Here is a 17,641-nt window from a genome sequence, read left to right as displayed (position 1 = left end):
GAAGGAAAGTGAAACGGACGGAGCCCGGTCCATCAGCTCTGGCAGTGTGGGCAAAAGTGAGTGCCCCGCCCGGCCACTCGGGTTTTTCGGATGGGGGTTCCACAGGTTCGGCAGGGCTCGCCGTCTCGGCCGTAGACATAGGCCTGATCCAGATAGTGGCCGCGGACTCCTTCGGCGCTGAGGTAGTTGCGCCGGGTGGAGCCGCCCAGCTCAATGGAGATCCGCAGGACTTTGCGCAGGGAGCGGTGGAGGCGGCGGATCTCCTGGTCACTCAGAGATTTCACCTTGCGGTCGGGCAGGATGCCGGCCAGGAACAGGGCTTCGTCACAGTAGATGTTGCCGATGCCGGCCAGCACCGTCTGGTTGAGCAGTGCAGCCTTGACGGTGGTCTCCCGGTGGCGGAGCAGCCGCTCCCTGAAATGGTCACCGGTGAAGCGCCGGCTCAGGGGTTCGGGTCCCAGACTGGCCAGAAACGGCTGAACGGCCAGTTCCTCCTTCGTCAGGATCTTCACCCAGCCGAACTTGCGCTGATCGTTGAAGTACAGGGTGGTGCCGTCGGTGAAACGGATGACGACCCGCGTACTGCGGTCGGGAAAGGGGCTCTCTTCATCCGGCGGCTGCACCACCAGCTGGCCCGTCATCTTCAGGTGGACCAGCAGGGTCCGGCCATTGTCCAGATCCAGCAGGACAGCCTTACCCCGGCGGCGGACTCCGGTGACCGACCGGTTCAGGGCGGAATGGACGGCTGCTTCTGAATTGGGGAAGGACTTAGCCCAGTTCCAGTCGAAGGATTGGATGGTTTTATGCAGGATGAGCCGGTTGAGTCCGGTGACAATCGTTTGAATTTCGGGTAGTTCAGGCATGGTTCACCTCGTGCGGAAAGGGGAGTGACTGGGTCAGACGTTGCCCAGATGGACATGGGTCAGATACTTGCAGGCGATGGCTTCCAGGGTTTTCAGGGTTGCGATCGGGGTGGGCGGCTTATCCATCATTAAGTAAGCCGGGAAAAAGCGGGACAGATGCAGTGGGATCTCCTTGGAAAGCGAGGCCAGCCACTGGCATTCCTCTTTCATTTTCTCGGGTGAGTCATTTTCACCGGGAATCACCAGCGTGGTGACCTCCACATGGGAACGCTTGAAGGCTGCCGCAATGGATTGCTTCACCGGCTCCAGGCCTCCGCCCATCCGGTGGTAGAAGTCCTCCCGGAAGGCTTTCAGGTCAATGTTGAAGGCATCTACTACTTCCAGCAGCGCTTCCATGGTTTCAGGGGAGGTAAAGCCGTTGGTGACGACAACGTTGAGCAGACCGGCTTCATGGACCAGCCGGCCCGTGTCAATGATGAACTCGGGACAGATGGTTGGTTCGTTGTAAGTAAAGGCAACCCCCAGATTGCCCGAAGGAATCAGGCGGATGGCCTCATCAGCCAGTTCGCGCGGTGTGATCGGCGTTCCCTCCGGCTGGCGCAGGGTAGAGATGGTATAGTTCTGGCAGAAGGTACACCGCATATTGCAGCCATAGCTGCCATAGGAAAGAATGGTTTTTCCCGGGTGGAAATGGAGCAGCGGTTTTTTTTCGATGGGATCCAGGTGCAGGGCCGTAGCCAGGCCGTAGTTCAGAGGGAAGGAGCGGCCTTCCCGTTCCGTGCGGGCACCGCAGCGCCCGAAGCTGGTTTCGGTCAGCTTGCAGTGATGCGGACAGACCGGACAGGTAATCATTGATACCTCACCACCTTAAATCGTTCCAGAGTAAAGGGCTCGTCCTCGCCGATGCCGGCTTTGGCTTTGGCGATGCGAACTTGTTCATCGGCCGTATCAATCCCGGCCAGATTCGGCAGCAGCAGTCCGCGGCGCCGTCCGCTGGTTGCAATGACGCCGTACGTCAGGGGATCGAGCTCGGCGAGGCCGGAGATTGGCTCCGCCGGTTCCAGCACATCGACGCTGCAGACGAGATCCGGCAGTTCATCCGCCTCAAGCGGGGAAAAGCGGGGATCAAAAAACGCAGCTTCCACAGCATTGCGCTTCACTTCCTCGATGATGGATTCCGTGGTGGGAGCAATGGTGCCGATGCAGCCGCGGAGCCTGCCATGCTTTTTCAAGGAAACGAACACCCCGGCCCGCTCTTTGGCAAACGCCTCAGGCAGGGACAGATCTGCCGGCGGATTCCTGTGCGCGCGGTGTCCCTCCAGCCGATCGCGGATCACCGACAAAGCCAGCTGCACCAGCGGGTGCGCATTTGTCCGCGCTTTTTGCACCTCCTGCTGTGACTGCTGCCGGTAGATTTCCAGGAATGCCCTGGATTCGTCCGGCCCCTGGGGGTGGAATGATACGACGCCATAGCCTACTCCGAAAGGTCCTTCATAGCTTAGTTTCCTGGCTTCCACTCTGGTTCGGTCCAGCGCTCCGGCCATAATCGCAAAGGAGCGGTGGCCGCATTCCCCGGCTTCTTCGCACAGATCCGGATCCATTGCCAGGATTCCGCCGAAATCTGCCCTGGCCAGCAGCGACATGATCTGCTCATCGTAGCGCGGCCCGCTGGGATGAAATCCATAGGGGCCGTCCGGCGTCAGGCGGTGCGACAGATCGCCCGAGGCGACAAAGACGCAGCGTCGGTTCAGTGTGTCAGCCATCGCCTTGAGGTGTTGTCCCAGTTCATAGTGACGGGTCAGATCCAGCCCGGAGAGACCGATTCGGACGAGCTGAAAATCCTGATAACGCTCCAGAATGAAGGAGAGGGGGACAAAGCTGGCGTGATCCAGCTCCGGATCCCGTTCCCCTTCCGTACCGCCGGGAAAACTCACTTTGGCCAGTGCCAGCGACAGTTCCCGGACAAATGTCGTGTCATAGGGCACCTCCAGCTGAACTCCGGGTGCGCCGAACCGGGACATGTCGCCCTTGCCCGCTTTTCCTGGTGCAATGTGGAAGTAATCCTGGTACATGGGCAGATGGGGACTGGTCAGAAGAATGGTATCCGGTGCCAGCTGAGCGATTTCGTTCGCTACGGTCCGGTACGCTTCAATGGTGGCAGCGATCCTCTTTTCTTCACCGCGTCCAACCTGCGGCAAAATCAGGGGCGGATGGGGAACGCAATAAGCAGCAAGTATCGACATGGTTCAACCCTCCTTGGGGATCCGGAGCAGTTGCAGCAAAACCGCAGGCGCAAGGACAGTCATGAAATGTTGAATGCCTGGCTGGTTGATTCTACGGCGCTGCTTCCTGCACGGTCCCATCTGATACCCCTAGTATAAGAAACTTTTGTGAACAGATCGTGACACAAAGACAGATCGATTTCCGGTGGAAGTTCCTCGCAGCAGTGTCTGCATCCCCTGCTGTTCCTGCAGACAGTAAGCCTGTGAAAAGCGCTCCCTATGATTCCATCCTCGGAGTCAGTGTCGTTCAAACAAAATTCAGACACCGGACCGGGAATATTTCCTATACTATCCCTATAACCATGCAGCAAAAGGAGGGGTAATCCTTGAACGATCATCGGAAGCTCAATCAGAACCTGAATGCAAATTCAGAAGAGGCACACAGCATCAGTCAGAACCGGAAAAATACTCAGGTACCGGTTCCCGACCGCGAAACCGATCAGGAAGCACTCCATCTGGATATTATCCCGGGAGAGGGCGAGCTGAACGAACAGCTTAAAGACAAACAGATTTTCGGTGTCTACCGCGATGAAGAAGGCACTGACCGGGCGATCCGCCAGTTGAACAAGCTGGGCTATCGGGGAGCCGATATCTATGTCTACACTCAGAATGAAGAGTTGTCCCGACGCATTACGGAGGACTCCCAGAAAGATGTCAACATTCTGTCCTGCAGTGACGGATCCGACTTCGCCGGCGAAAGTTACCAGAAAGGGGATGTGGTTCTGTGCGTGCGCAAGGACGCCGAACGATTCGGTTCAACCGGTTCTGATCGAGAGGAAGCCGATACCACGGTGGAGGTTGCGCAAAAAGTAGCGCAGGATAAGCAGCGCGGTTAACGCAGGAATTTTGAACCGGAATCTCCGTCAGGAATCTCAGAGGAAATCTCGGGTTGGAATCTCCGGTGGGAATCTCCGGCAGAAATGAAACAGTCAGACAGGGTCAGGTTGAGACTTCACGCAGCCTGGCCCTCTGTCAGTTCGACATTATCAGATATTTCCATGTGCCGTACCCCCTTTAGGCCAGAGCAGACCGGACCTCATGGGGGTTCGTTGCACTCATCCGTACGATAAGGGCAGGATGCTTTTGATGAACAAATCGCAAACATTGATAAAAAACAATCCAGGCAGGTTTCATTTGTTAAAAAAAACTGTTAGTATTTCCTTAACAAGCTTTCGGGGAAGCTGCCTGGATCGAACGGGCTGCGGATCCTGGTTAATCGGAGGATTGATGATGCATAACAGGAATTTTTTTAGAACGGGGATCGTTGTGGTCGGACTGGTCATTCTCTTTGCCCCGGTTTTGTTCTATGTAAGCAATCGCCGGGAGAATGACGCAGTCAGCCGGATTCAGGTGGAACAGGTTTTGAAAAACACCTGGAGTCAGTTGGAGCCTGCGGAGCAAATCGAAGCAATTGCCGGTTGGAGCGACGGTACTGTTGAGCTGATCCAAGCGAATGGCATAACCTCTGACCGTTATTACGTACCGGAGGAGTACCAGGGGCAGCAGGTTTATCTGGTGACTTTTCGGTCGGAGAATTACCAAATCACCGGCAACGTGGAAAAATTAGTTGATGCAGTTACCGGACAAATTGTCGGGTACAACCTTCGGGATTAGGCCTTGACGATATTTTTAGGAGGCAGTTACGGACTGGTTTGATTCATCCCCATCCGGATCCAGGGATGACGGCAGCAGGACAGCCGACAACAGGCCATGCTGTCGCTAAGCGGCAGCTGTTTGGGAACCCGCGTACAGGAAACCAATCGAGAATGGCAGGTTGAAGGATTCTTCAACCTGCCATTTAATCTTGATGAATTTTCATGAGATTCAAGAGGAATACTCGCTTCCACTAATATTCGGACTGTCTGATTGGGACTGTCTGATTTGGACTTCAGCCGGGAATTGATCCACAGCCGTCGCTTCCCAGTATGTATGTTGGCGGATCAAGATCAACTGGGGAAAACCTTAAGAAATAGCACGACTTTTTGTCAGGGCCCGTTCGGAGGATTTGGAACCCATTCGAGGAAGGGACAGAACCTAAGGATTTTTCATAATTACTTGGAGACTCTCCACCAAGGCGGCATAGTCTATTGGATGATCGGATGCAAGTTTGTACATCCCGCTTTTTATATCCGCATCATTGCCGAAGGTGTTCAGTTCCACATGGCCATCCTCATAGAATCGGGCATTGCGTTTCATCAGATTCCCGTTCTTGTCTTTGCCGGTTACCGATAAAACAATGCTGGTTTGAGTTTCTGGTTTGCTCAGGTAAGTTCTTCGGAATCTATTTGCCAGAAACGAAGACAGGAAGCAACCGCGTTGGATTTCCGGGTGGGCATCCAAATCGATGGGTGATTCTTTCCCCTGGGCATCGATCAGCGTAACGGCATCAAATCGGCTGCCCCAGATAGTGGCAGAGAAATAGGCGGGCCGATAGAACAGAATGTAGATGGCACTGATCAATAGAACGCATCCGATAATAATTTTCAGTTTTGGTTTTTTCATGCTAAGCTGTCGCCTTATTTACCTTCTATGCGGAAATCGGCAGGATTGGGAAGTGACCGGATAATTCCACTTGGACATTGTCATGCCTGTTTATAAATAATAGTAGCATTATTTTATTAGGAAAGTAAAATTTAATTTTATAAAATTAAATAATAAATAATTGGCTATTATGAACTGATATTTAAATTATATACCTGAAATATAAGGATAATACCGGAATAAGTAGTTCGGAATAATTCATAAAAAAACAGATGTATTTTGATGAATCGATTGATAAATGGGTGAAAGGGCATCTTCCAGAGAATTGATGGCAGAATAATCCTTCCCATTCATACGAAATCATTTATTATGATATTTCGAGGTTTCAAGCATGGATCAGTATTCTGCCAAACGGCAATCAGCGAATGATCCGGATCCTGAGAGCTTTGGCTGCCACTCTGCCCAGGGAGCATAGGGCCACCCCTGGCAAGCTTGGACTTGGAGGGCTCATGTCTGCCGGCTGAGCAGCACCCACCCTCCGAGGACGGAGGGGGTGCTTCCTGCGAATGGACGAAGAGATCCGGTGGGGCATTCATTCCGGAACACGAATCCCAGCGCTGAGCAGGTTTCGTTTCTGTCTCATCATGGCAAGACCCGATGATGGGAAGACAAAGAAAAGGCGAAGGGACATCCGGGTGGGATGTTCCTTCGCCTCTTTGGCTGGATCGATTGCCCTTCAGGGGAATCCTGAGGGAGTGGATTAACGGTTGGCTTCGTACTGGCGGAGCAGTTCGACAAACAGCTCCGGAACCTTCATCATGCCTTCGGGAGATTCCACGTAGGAGATGCGGAACTGAGTGGATCCAGGATTGGCTTCGCCGGCGGGAATGTCGTAGAAGCCCTTCATGGGTGCGCAAAGGAGGGTCGTGCTGACCCCATCCATATCCACTACACCTTCTCCGGCACAGAACAGGGTGAAGTCGATGGAATCAAATCCTGGCTTGACCACGTCCCGGACATCGATGACGCTGTAGATCGACGCGTCGGGGCTGGAGATAATCAGGCGGGGTTCGAGTTCCTTAAACCGGGCGGATACTCTCTTGATGGTATCGCCGTAGTAGTTGCGCAGGTCTCTGCACCAGTTGTTCAGCTCTTCCTTGCTCTGGTGAGCCAGGGCACCGAAAATATACTGTCCGATGGCGTTGGCACAAAGGTTGGCGGTATATTCAGCCTGGCAGCGGTTGGCGAATTCCGGGGAGTCGGTTACAATCGCGCCAATGCGCAGACCGCAGGCGTTCCAAACCTTGGAAGCCGTTTCGATTCCGATGCGGCGGCCTTCAATGCCCGGAACTTCCTTATCGGTGATTCCCCAGATGGAGACCAGTTCCGGATTGTCGACATAGAACAGTTCACGGTATGCTTCATCGCTGACCATCCACAGGTTGTACTTGACGCACAGTTCAGCCAGCGCCTTCATGGTTGTCATGTCATAGAGCTGACCGGTGGGATTGTCGTAAGGAATGACGAGAAGAGCGGCGGGCTTGCTTTCTTTGATCACCGCTTCTATTGTGGAAAGTTCCGGCAGGTCGAATTTCCCATCTACACTCATTTTCCGCTTGACGGTGACCGTCTTGCGGCCCAGGCGTTCAGCAAAGGAAATGTAGTTGGTGTAAGCCGGGTCAATCATCATGAGGGGCTTTTCGCTGGATCCGGCCGGTCCGCAGACTCCGACAATCAGCAATTCCATGGCGGTGGATCCGCCATCGGTAACCATGACCTGAAGCTTGGAGGTATCAAACCCCTGGGATTTCAGGATGTTGATGAAAGCATCTTTGGTCTCGTCGAATCCGCCGGTGGCGGTGTAGCGGACGACTCCCTTGTTGAAGGGGCTGCCCGGGGCATCCAGATGGAACATCCGGTCCATCATGGCCGGATTGGTGGGCAGTGATACATTTCCGATGCCGACATTAATGACGGCTTCCGGCTTGACTTTTCGCTCGGCGTATTTCATTTGGGCCAGGCGAACATCGGATGGGGTTCTGGATTCAAAATGGGCAGACAATACTGGTTTACTCAATTTCAAGACCTCCCGGAAAAATTAATAAAAAGATAATTTGTTTCGTCGCTTCCATTATAGCGCATTTTTAACCCTTTACTCCTTTCTGAAGCGTATAATTTCGGCTTTTTCTTACCGATTTCATAAGTTTTGCCGAACTGAAAACGACCTGTTTTGAAAAAACGGCAACGGAGAAGTCGTGCGGCGAAAAATCCATGCAGTCGTCCAATCATGACGTTTTGGTGAATTGTCACTGGAATGTCACGGCGATTGGCTTGCGGTGGGTTAAAATATAGAGGAATAGCAAGGGAAGGAGCGGACAACGTGCTGAATCGACTGGGCGAAATATATGTGACACTGGCACCGGCGATCCTGGCCGGGGTTCTGAATATGATCTGGGTCCGGCTGCCCTGGGCCCTGTCCCTGGCCATCCCCATGGATCGGGGGATCATCCGGTCAGATGGATATCGTCTGCTGGGTGACCACAAAACCTGGAAGGGTTTTCTCGGCATGATCGGCCTGGGAGCCCTGAGCGCGCTGTTTTGGGGCGGACTGCTGCCATCCCTCGGTCTGGAGCAGTCAAACCTGCTCTATCGGATCCGATCCAATACTCCGGAGTGGAACCTGATCACTGGCGGACTGCTGGGACTGGGGTACGCTTTGGCCGAACTGCCCAACTCCTGGTTGAAGCGTCGGCTTGGCATCACCCCGGGAAAAGCTCCGGCCGGATCCTGGAAATGGTTCTTCGTTTTCTGGGACCAGGCTGACTCCGTTCTGGGAATCCTGATTGTACTCCGGTTCTTTTGGCCCATCGCGGGCGGGATATTTGTCCTAGCCCTCCTGGCCGGAAGCCTGACCCACCTCCTGCTGAATATGCTGCTGTATCTGTTGAAACTTCGTAAAAATATGTTCTGAGGAATGATTCGATCAGTTTGCAGTACAGGGAGAGTGGTAGAGACAGTTGACAGAGTCGGAGCCTGCAGAGACAGTCAAAAGAGACAGCAGATGCAGAGACAGTCGGCCGAAACAGAGATCACAGAGATGGCGGCCGAGACAGAGACGACAGCGAGGGGGCAGCCGTGAGAGAACCGCCAGCCGGGAGAACCGACAGCGAACGATCAGAGAAGAAAGTCCGATTTGAAGCAATAGCCGGCAAAGAGACCGTGATGAAATGATTCCTGGATTGACAGGGATCGGGTTCTTTCCCTGAATGAATTCATGAGATACAACAAATCACCCGCTATGGATGGGGAGACAGATATGGAACTGAAACTGATTGAACTGAAAAACGCCGTGGATCCGAAGAGCTGCGGCAATAAAGCGGCCGGCCTGGCTGCGCTGACGCGCGCCGGCTTCCGGGTGCCCCCGGGGTGGGTCATCCCCCGGGAGGCGGTGGAAGCGCTGCTTGACCAGCAGGGATTGCTGGAACCGGTCCGGAACGCCCTGTCCGGGCTGACTCCGGATACGGTGGATGATGTGGCGAATCGCCTCGAGCAGCTGTCACGGAACCTGAAGCTCGGTGAGCCGGAGCGCCAGAGCATCCGGGATGCCCTGGGCGCAGAGGGCAGCTGGGCCGTCCGATCGTCCGGCACGCTGGAAGATCTGGCCGAGGCGTCCTTTGCCGGACAATATGAGACCTGGCTGAACGTGCCGATCTCAGCGGTTTCGGACCGCGTCCTGGACTGCATCCGCTCGCTGTGGCGGCGTCCGGTTCTGACTTACCTGCTCCACCAGGGACTGGATCCGGCCAAGGCGTCACTGGCCGTTCTGATTCAGGAGATGGTCCCGGCCGACCTGGCCGGTGTCATGTTCACGGTCAATCCCAATACCGGAGCAGATACGGAAGTGGTGATCGAAGCGGTCCGGGGACTGGGCGACGCCCTTGTATCCGGTCAGGCTACGCCCCAGACCTTCACCTGCGACTGGTACCGGGACAAGATCAGTCTGCCGGCAGCGGAGTCGCTTCTGAGCCGCGGACAGGTCCGCGTTCTGGCCCGGGCAGCTCTGAAAATCCAGAAACTCTTCGGACATCCGGTCGATGTCGAATTTGCCGTGGTCGGCGGGCGAAACTACGCCCTGCAGACCAGACCGGTCACGAAAATCCGCTATGCCGGGCTGACCGATCAGTGGACGACGGCGGATCTCAAGGACGGAGGCGTTTCGGCCACCGTCAGCAAGCCTCTGATGCTGAGCCTGTACCAGTATGTATGGGACACCCAGCTGAAAGACTTCCTTCTGGAATCGCGCATTCTCCGTCCGAAGGAACTGCGTGGCCTGTCGCTGGTCCGGTTCGGCCGCATGTACTGGAATCTGTCCGTGGTCAAGGCCGCCATGGCCAAAGTCCCCGGCTACCGGGAACGGGCCTTTGACGAGGAACTGGGCATTGAACCAACCTATGCGGGGGAGGGTGCGGTGACGGACTGGAGTCCGGGCCGCGCGGCCAATCTTCTGTCCATGGCGCTGGCTCAGAAGCAGATTCTGAAGAAACGCCTGAGTCAGAACGAAACGCTGAAGCAGGAACTCCTGACCGGCTACGACAGCTTCCGCCGGGAACTGGCAGACTTGTCGGGCAATGACCTGAAGGCCGCCTGGATCCGTCTGGTGCGGGATCTGTATCTGAAAAGTGAAGGTATTTACTTTCGCCAGATCTTCATCAATACGATTCAGATCAGTCTTCAGCGGGATGCCATCTTAAAGCACACCGACCAGGCGGGCTACTATGACCTCATCGGCGGTCTGACCAACGTTTCCCATCTGCGGCCGTTCTATGACCTGTGGGATGTTTCACGGCAGATTCTGGGCAGCGAATCCGCGGTGCGGTACTGGCAGGACCACTCACCGGAGGAGCTGTCCGCTGCCCTGCGCAGCGGCGCTTCGGAAAACGGTCTGGATCAGCTGCGGACGGTCTGGGAGCGTTACGGCTACCACTCCGACCGGGAACTGGATATTTCCTGGCCGGATTTCGCGGAGGATCCCGCCTCGCTCATCGCATCGCTGCGGGATGCCCTGGCGCTCCCCGATGAATCGGGGCCGGAGGCAGCCAAACGCCGGGTGCATTTGCAGTATCTCGATGCGCTGGATGGCGTCGGCCGGACCAAAGGTTCCGCCGTCCGGCAAAAGGTCAGTCAGAAGGTGGAGCGAATCCGGCAGCTGCTGTGGTGGCGCGAGGAGTTCCGGGACATTTCCACACGCTATTATCACCTGATCCGGCAAACCAGTCGGAAGCTGGCCGATCTCCTGGTTCAGGACGGAATCCTGGAGCAGGCGTCGGACCTGTGGTTCCTGACCATGACGCAGATCCTGGCCCTGCTGGAGGAGAAGCTTTCCCCCGAGCAGGTTCGTGACGCCGTTCGCCGGGGGCGCGACTATACGGAAAGCTTCCGCAGCTATGCCAGCGACAATGAAATCGGAGAGGGGGCTTCGGTCAGTCATCCGCTGCCCACCGGTGCCGGCTGGAACGAGGCCGTTCTGACCGGACTTCCCGCTTCCGGCGGACGGATCCGGGGCCGGGCCCGGGTCATCGCCGGTCTGGAGGACATCGACCGGATTGCCCCTGGCGATCTGCTGGTTACCCGCTTTACCGACACCGGCTGGACGAGCAAGTTCGCCCTGCTGAGCGGCGTCATTACTGAATACGGCGGAGCTCTCTGCCATGCCGCCATTGTCTCCCGCGAATACGGCATCCCCTGCATTGTAGGCGTCCGGGGAGCCATGGAGGCGATCCGGGACGGCGACTGGATTACCATGGACGGAGCGACGGGAACGATTTACCGGGAGGAGAGTCTATGATCATCGGAAAATACAATGGGTCCGTTCTGCTGACCTACCTGGGTGTAATCCTGGCTGTCATCGGGCTGGGCTTTGCTCTGAATGGGCAGTACGCCCAGGCGATGATCTGCCTGATTCTGGCCGGCCTGTGCGATCTGTTCGACGGTACCGTGGCCGAGCGCTTTCAACGGGACGACGAGGAGAAAGCCTTTGGCCGGGAGATCGATTCCCTGGCCGACATGGTGTCCTTTGCTGCCCTGCCGGCGGTGCTGACCCTGAGACTTTGCGGAACCGGGCCTCTGGTACTGGGCTGCGCGGCCCTCTATGTCCTGGCGGCCATCATCCGCCTGGCCTATTTCAACCTCAAGGGCACGGAGTCGACCCGGGACGGCCGGTTTTATCACGGCCTGCCGGTAACCTATGCGGCGCTGATCTTTCCCCTGCTGTACCTGCCCCTGGCTTTCCTGCCGCCGGTGGTCACCGGGGTGGTCTGGCCGCTGGCCTTGGTGGCCGTTGCGGCCGCCTTTGTCATTGATCTGAAGGTCAGAAAGCCGGATCGGGCCATGAGCCTGCGGCTTCTCGGACTGGCGGTCCTGATGGTGCTGCTGTACGCGGCGGAGGTGATCCTGCGATGATTTATGACCGGAAAACCAATTCCTATGGGGAGGACCGGCCCTTTGGCGGCTCGCTGCTGCGTCTGCTTTATCAAAACTGGGCTCGACCGATTCGATCGATCTTTCTGGGCACCAATTTTTCCGACCAGGGGGCCTGGGTGCTGGAGAAGCTGTACCGGCGCAGGCGGATCGATGCTCTGATGGCAGCCCATGGCATTGATCCGGAGCTGTTCGAGGGCTATCCCTATGATCATTTCCGTGACTTTTTCCTGCGCGCCTACAAAAAGGACGCGCTGCCCGCCGCGGAGCCCGATGAGATCATCAGTCCCAGCGACGGCAAAGTCATGGTTCACCGCATCGGAGAAGACCTCAAAGTCCGGGTCAAGGGCCGGTTGTATACCCTGCGCGAACTGATGGGGGGCCATGAGGCCGCCGAGCTGTTTCGCGGCGGGCACCTGTTTCTGATCCGGCTGTCGCTGGATGACTGCCACCGCTTTCTCTATACGGAGAACGGCGCCTTCAGCGGACGCCCCATCCGCAAGATCCCAGGGCGGCTCCACACGGTGTCTGCTTTGTCCGACGGCGAACCGGTGCTGAAAGAAAATGAGCGACGCTACAGTATCCTGGAAACCCGACGCGGTCTGGTGGGGGTCATGGAAGTCGGAGCGCTCCTGGTGGGCCGGATCCGCTACCATGCGGCCCAGCGGCCGGTGAAGTACCAGGAACGGGGCTGGTTTGAGCCCGGCGGATCCACCATTATTCTGTTGTATCAGAAAGGAATGGTGCAGCCCGATCTGGATCTGATCCGCGAAACGGCGGCAGGTCATGAGGTCCGGGTGCGCCAGGGCGAAAGGATCGGAACGTATGTGGGGGCGACTTAGGATCTACCTGAAGGAGATGTATCCGGTTCTCCCCCGGCTGTTCGTCGCCGGCCTGATTTTCTTCGAAATCTATTTTGTCCTGCTGCTGAACCAGAAGGTCACCCGGTTTGACCTGAATCATCAGGAACTCATCGGCGTCTTTACCGTTTTTGCCTTTCTTCTGTTTCTGCGCATTGCCGATGATTTCAAAGATTATGAGACCGACCGGCTGATGTTCCCGCAGCGTCCGCTGCCCTCCGGGCGGGTCCGGAAAAGCGACCTGAGGGGGCTGCTGGTTCTGGTCCTGGCACCGGCGCTGGTGCTCAACTTCCTCTGGATGAACAATCTGGTCTGGTTTTTGCTGCTGTTTGGCTACGGCCTGGCCATGTCGGTCTGGTTCTTTGCCCGGGAGCGGATCCGGAACAGTCTGCTGCTGGCGGTGGTGACCCACAATCCGGTGCTGATGATCCTGAATCTCTACATCATTTCCTTTACCGTCATCAAGTACGGTCTGCCGGCGGTCACGCTGCCGGCCGTGCTTCTGGCCTTTTCCCTGTACTTTCCGGGACTGATCTGGGAGGTGGCCCGCAAGATCCGCGCTCCCCGGGAGGAAACGGAGTATGTCACCTATTCCAGTCTGTGGGGGGTTCGCCGGGCCACCCGGTTTGTCCAGGTGCTGACGCTGGTGGATATTTTGACCAATCTGATTCTGATCTGGTCCATCAACCGGCCGCTGGCAGCGGCACTGGCCGCCAACGTGGCCGTCATGACCCGCGATTTTTCCCGGTTCATTGCGGATCCGGACCGATTCCGGCTGATTGACAAGGTGGAGCGCTACACCATCCTCACAGAATCCATCATGGTGGCGGCAGTAGCCATCCATCTGCTGCTGGGACCGGCCTGAGACATGTATGAACAAGCAACTGCCAGGAGGACTGAATGCCATGCATAACATCACTTCCCCCCGATCCATCGGATCCAAGGCCGAGTCGCTGAATCTGCTTCGCAAGGCCGGCTTTCGCGTGCCCGAATTTCTGCTGGTTCAACCGATGGTTCAGGGAGGCAATGCGGCGTCATTGAGCCAGGCCTCTTTGGATCCCGCGCCCTGGTCACTGGCGGAGTCCGATCAAAGAGCGCTGGAAGGCTTTCTGAAAGAGGGCAGGTACTACGCCGTGCGTTCCTCCTCCGAGCTGGAGGACCAGGCCGAGTCAGCCATGGCCGGTCTGTTTGAAACATTTTTGCGGGTGCCCGCCGGGGAAGTGACTGAGCGCATCGGCGACTGCCTGGCCTCCGCGAGAGCCGAGCGGGTCAGGGCCTTTGCCGCGGCCCGGGGGCTGCCGCTGGCCGGGGCAATGACGGTCATTGTGCAGGAGATGGTCGAGCCCGAGCTCTCCGGAGTTCTGTTCACGGTCAATCCTCAGGGGCTGCTCAACGAACTGGCAGTGGTGACAGGCTATGGCGTGGGCAGCGGCATTGTGACGGATCAGGTTCCGGTGACGACTCTGATTTACCATCGGCAGGACAAGGCGGAGCTGATCTTGCGCCAGCCCGGCTCGCCGGAGCTGTCTGCCCCGCAGCGCCGCACGCTGATCGAGGCCGGTCTGGCCCTGAGTCAGGCTTTTCCCTGGCCGGTGGATGCGGAATTCGCCCTGGCGCAGGGACAGCTGTGGCTGTTGCAGGCTCGACCCATAACCGCACTGTCAGAAGACGTCACCGTTCTGGACAACAGCAACCTGTCCGAGAGCTATCCCGGGCTGACCCTGCCGCTGTCCATTGACTTTGCCCGGACCGCCTATGCCGGCATTTTCCGGGGACTGATGTCCCGGATGTTCGGACAAAGTCTGCCCCCGGCGCTGGAAACCCTGGCGGGGGAGATGGTCACGGCCTCCTCGGGCCGGATGTATTACCAGATCAACCACTGGTATCAGCTGATGAAGCTGCTGCCGCTGTCCTCCTGGTATATTCCGCTGTGGCAGGACATGATGGGGGTGAATCAGCGAGGGATTCCAAAGGCCGAGATCGCTCTGAGTCCGCTGCAGCGGGCCTGCGGTCTGATTCGGCTGGCTCGGGCACTGGTCTCAGTACCCCGGGAGATGGACCGGCTGGATCGGGATTTTCAGGCGTTTCGCCGGGAGCTGGAGCAGTCTCCGGTAACCGAGCTCTCCCGGGAAGAACTCAGGCAGCGGTACGATCGGATGAAGGCGGAGCTGCTGAGCCGCTGGGATGTTACCCTGCTCAATGACCTTCATGCCTTTGTGCTGACCGGTCTGCTCCGACGATTCAGGGGGCGGGACGCCTCTGCCTTTGCCGGGGAAATCACCCGGCTGGGGGAAGTGGCCAGTCTCAGGCCGGTACAGCTCCTGGGGCATATGGCGCGAATCGCCCCGACCCAGCTGCTGGAACTGACGGATGCGACTCAAATTCAGCAGTATCTGGCGCAGTCGGGACCCTTTCCGGATCTGCTGCGGGACTATCTGGCGGAATACGGGGATCGCTATCTGGAGGAACTGAAGCTGGAGTCCAGAACCTTCCGGACAAATCCGGAACTTTTGGCTGAGACCCTGCGGGCCTTGAAGACCCAGGGGAATCTGACCGATGACCGGGACGACCAACCGCCGGTCATGCCTCGCGGTCTGGGCAGATGGCTTTACCGCCGCGCCGCCCGGGCCATTCGCAACCGGGAAGTTTCCCGGCTGAACCGGACAAGGATTTTCGGCATGGCCCGGGGAATATTCCTGCGACTGGGCGAGCTCCTTGTTCAGGCCGGGGAACTGGACGATGCCAGGGATGTCTTCTGGCTGACTCAACAGGAAGCAATGACCGGAGGAAGTGATTTGAAACAGGCGGTGAGAGAACGGCGGCAGCGGTATGACCAGTTCGGACGGCTGCCGATGCTCTCGCGGCTGGAATTCGCCGGTCCGGCCTTTGACCGGATCCTGCCGGATGCCGTTCAGGCACCGGATTCTCAGTCGGGACCGATTATGGGCGTGGGGGTCTCCGCAGGCATGGCGCGGGGCCGAATCCGACGGGTTGAGGATTCATCCAGGGTGATGCCGGAGCCGGATGAGATCCTGGTGACGCGCCAGACCGATCCCGGCTGGGTGTTTCTGCTCACCCGCTCGGCGGGGATCATTTCGGAAAAGGGTTCCCTGCTGTCCCACACGGCCATCATTGCCCGGGAGCTGAGCAAGCCGATGGTGGTGGGAATTCCGGGGGCACTCCGGCGCTTCCGGGACGGGGAGCGGGTACAGATCAATGGTCAGACCGGGGAAATCAGGAGGCTGGAAGAACATGAACGTAATTGAAGTCCAAACCGAACAGGACAGGATCGACTTTCTAAACCTGCCGCGGGCGCTCTACGGCCGGCGACACCATCAGAATACGGCTGTGGTGCGGCAGTTTCTGGAGGGCAGCCATCCGCTGTCGGATACGGCCGAAATCCGTCATTTTCTGCTGCGCCGGGAGAACCGGGTGGTGGGACGGATGACCCTGACGGCCAGTCCGGGCCTGGATACGCTGTTTCTGGGGTATTTTGAGTGCATCGATGCCCCCGCCTGTGCCAATGCCCTGTTTCAGAGAGCCCGGGAAGAAGCGCTCCGCCTGGGCCGAACTTCGGTCACCGGCCCGGTGGATGTCAGCTTCTGGGTGGGTTACCGCCTGAAGCTGGATCAGCCGGACCGGGTGTTCATGGGTGAGCCGCAGAACCTGCCGTACTATCCCAGTCTGTTTGAGCAGGGCGGGTTCCGCCTGATCAGTCAGTATTCCTCCCATTACTACCGGGCGATTCCGCCGGATCATGCGCTGACCCGGTTTGAACAGCGCCGGCGTCTGATGCAGAGCCGCGGAATCCGGCTGATCCATCCGGATTTTCGCCAGTTCGACCGTTATCTGGAAGACATTCATGGCCTGCTGATGGAACTCTACCGGGATTTTCCGGCATTTGTTCCCATATCGGCGAAAAATTTCATTGCCATGTTCCGGGACCTGAAATCCATCAGCGATCCCCGGCTGATTGTTCTGGCCTATGATGGGGAGCTTCCCGTCGGGTTCTTCATCTCCTTCCCGGACTATCAGAACGACCTGGTTCAAGGCAGCACCGTCGTCCGACTGATCCATCTGATCCGGACCCGGCTCTGGCCCCGGCACATCGTCCTGTCTTATTCCGGTGTCAGGCATGGCTATGAAGGGCTGAGCGGAGCCCTCTACTGCGAAACGCTGGAATTTCTCAAAGCCAAAGGCCTGCCCGCGGTATCCACCCTGATGCAGAAGGGCAAGGTCACCTCCGGGTTTGAAAAAGAGCTGATCGAAGCCACGACCCATTACGGGCTCTACCGTCTGGATCTGGACACCTCCCGGTGAGTTCAATCGAATGAAACACAGCGCCCCACCCTGAGATTCCGCCGGGTGGGGCGCTGTGTTTGAGCAAGGGTGATAAATAAGTAAGCAAGCAAGTAAGCAAGTAAGCAAGGGAACAAATAAGCAAGGGAGCAAATAAGCAAGGGAGCAAATAAGCAAGGGAGCAAATAAGCAAGGGAGCAAATAGGCAAATAAGCAAATAAGCAAATAAGCAAAATGTACGGCTTAAGGGTTACCCTAAGTTAGGCAGTTGGATCGGTTAAACAATTGATTCGTTGGTTCTCTGCTTATTTGGTTCATTGATTATTTGGTTCAGGATACCGTTTGCTGATCAGACGATGGGCTGCCGGCCTAAAATGCC

Annotated in this window: 14 protein-coding genes; 9 read left to right on the top strand and 5 right to left on the bottom strand. The window is 57.1% G+C overall.

Annotation, left to right across the window (positions count from 1 at the left end; translation table 11 throughout):
* Positions 1-32: 32 nt before the first annotated feature.
* Genes mutM through amrA form a run of 3 tightly spaced genes read right to left on the bottom strand, consistent with a single transcriptional unit; the run spans position 33 to position 3,106 of the window.
* On the bottom strand, positions 33-863 hold the full coding sequence (gene mutM, locus NQU17_10870; GenBank protein UUM11153.1) for a DNA-formamidopyrimidine glycosylase: 831 nt from the start codon (positions 861-863) through the stop codon (positions 33-35).
* Between the two features lie 33 nt (positions 864-896).
* Positions 897-1,715, bottom strand: a complete 819-nt coding sequence (gene amrS / locus NQU17_10865) for an AmmeMemoRadiSam system radical SAM enzyme (GenBank protein ID UUM11152.1) — start codon at positions 1,713-1,715, stop codon at positions 897-899.
* Positions 1,712-3,106: an AmmeMemoRadiSam system protein A gene (amrA, locus tag NQU17_10860; protein UUM11151.1), complete on the bottom strand. Its 1,395-nt coding sequence runs from the start codon at positions 3,104-3,106 to the stop codon at positions 1,712-1,714. The genes amrS and amrA overlap by 4 nt, the downstream gene beginning before the upstream one ends.
* Before the next feature lie 365 nt (positions 3,107-3,471).
* On the opposite strand from amrA, the gene NQU17_10855 reads away from it, so the two are divergent.
* On the top strand, positions 3,472-3,981 hold the full coding sequence (locus tag NQU17_10855) for a general stress protein (protein UUM11150.1): 510 nt from the start codon (positions 3,472-3,474) through the stop codon (positions 3,979-3,981).
* Between the two features lie 250 nt (positions 3,982-4,231).
* Entirely contained in the window at positions 4,232-4,759 is a 528-nt protein-coding gene (locus NQU17_10850) for a hypothetical protein (protein ID UUM11149.1), read from the top strand.
* 420 nt (positions 4,760-5,179) lie between these two features.
* On the opposite strand, the gene NQU17_10845 is transcribed toward NQU17_10850, so the two are convergent.
* Both NQU17_10845 and NQU17_10840 read right to left on the bottom strand, forming a co-directional pair.
* The gene (locus tag NQU17_10845; protein UUM11148.1) at positions 5,180-5,647 is read right to left on the bottom strand and encodes a hypothetical protein; all 468 of its coding nucleotides are present in this window, start codon (positions 5,645-5,647) and stop codon (positions 5,180-5,182) included.
* 739 nt (positions 5,648-6,386) lie between these two features.
* Positions 6,387-7,703, bottom strand: a complete 1,317-nt coding sequence (locus NQU17_10840) for an aminotransferase class I/II-fold pyridoxal phosphate-dependent enzyme (protein ID UUM11147.1) — start codon at positions 7,701-7,703, stop codon at positions 6,387-6,389.
* A 303-nt stretch (positions 7,704-8,006) separates the two neighbouring features.
* Here NQU17_10840 and NQU17_10835 point away from each other — a divergent pair, with 303 nt between their 5' ends.
* The 7 genes from NQU17_10835 (at position 8,007) to NQU17_10805 (ending at position 17,283) form a co-directional block, all read left to right on the top strand.
* A complete protein-coding gene (locus tag NQU17_10835; GenBank protein UUM11146.1) occupies positions 8,007-8,597 on the top strand; it encodes a CDP-archaeol synthase in 591 nt (196 codons plus the stop codon).
* Positions 8,598-8,900: 303 nt separating this feature from the next.
* Positions 8,901-11,471, top strand: coding sequence for a PEP-utilizing enzyme (locus NQU17_10830; protein ID UUM11145.1), 2,571 nt, complete (start codon positions 8,901-8,903; stop codon positions 11,469-11,471).
* Complete coding sequence (locus NQU17_10825; protein UUM11144.1) at positions 11,468-12,085, top strand: CDP-alcohol phosphatidyltransferase family protein; 618 nt, start codon at positions 11,468-11,470, stop codon at positions 12,083-12,085. The genes NQU17_10830 and NQU17_10825 overlap by 4 nt, the downstream gene beginning before the upstream one ends.
* A complete protein-coding gene (locus tag NQU17_10820; protein ID UUM11143.1) occupies positions 12,082-12,945 on the top strand; it encodes a phosphatidylserine decarboxylase in 864 nt (287 codons plus the stop codon). The genes NQU17_10825 and NQU17_10820 overlap by 4 nt, the downstream gene beginning before the upstream one ends.
* Positions 12,929-13,828 (top strand): UbiA family prenyltransferase, encoded by a 900-nt coding sequence (locus NQU17_10815; protein UUM11142.1) that lies wholly within the window; start codon positions 12,929-12,931, stop codon positions 13,826-13,828. The genes NQU17_10820 and NQU17_10815 overlap by 17 nt, the downstream gene beginning before the upstream one ends.
* A 40-nt stretch (positions 13,829-13,868) precedes the next feature.
* Positions 13,869-16,229, top strand: coding sequence for a PEP-utilizing enzyme (locus NQU17_10810; GenBank protein ID UUM11141.1), 2,361 nt, complete (start codon positions 13,869-13,871; stop codon positions 16,227-16,229).
* A complete protein-coding gene (locus tag NQU17_10805; protein ID UUM11140.1) occupies positions 16,216-17,283 on the top strand; it encodes a hypothetical protein in 1,068 nt (355 codons plus the stop codon). The genes NQU17_10810 and NQU17_10805 overlap by 14 nt, the downstream gene beginning before the upstream one ends.
* The last annotated feature ends 358 nt before the right edge of the window (positions 17,284-17,641 follow it).

The sequence above is a fragment of the Clostridiaceae bacterium HFYG-1003 genome (assembly GCA_024579835.1).
GTDB lineage: Bacteria > Bacillota > Clostridia > Clostridiales > Clostridiaceae > JG1575.
This window is presented reverse-complemented; position numbering and strand designations above follow the sequence as displayed.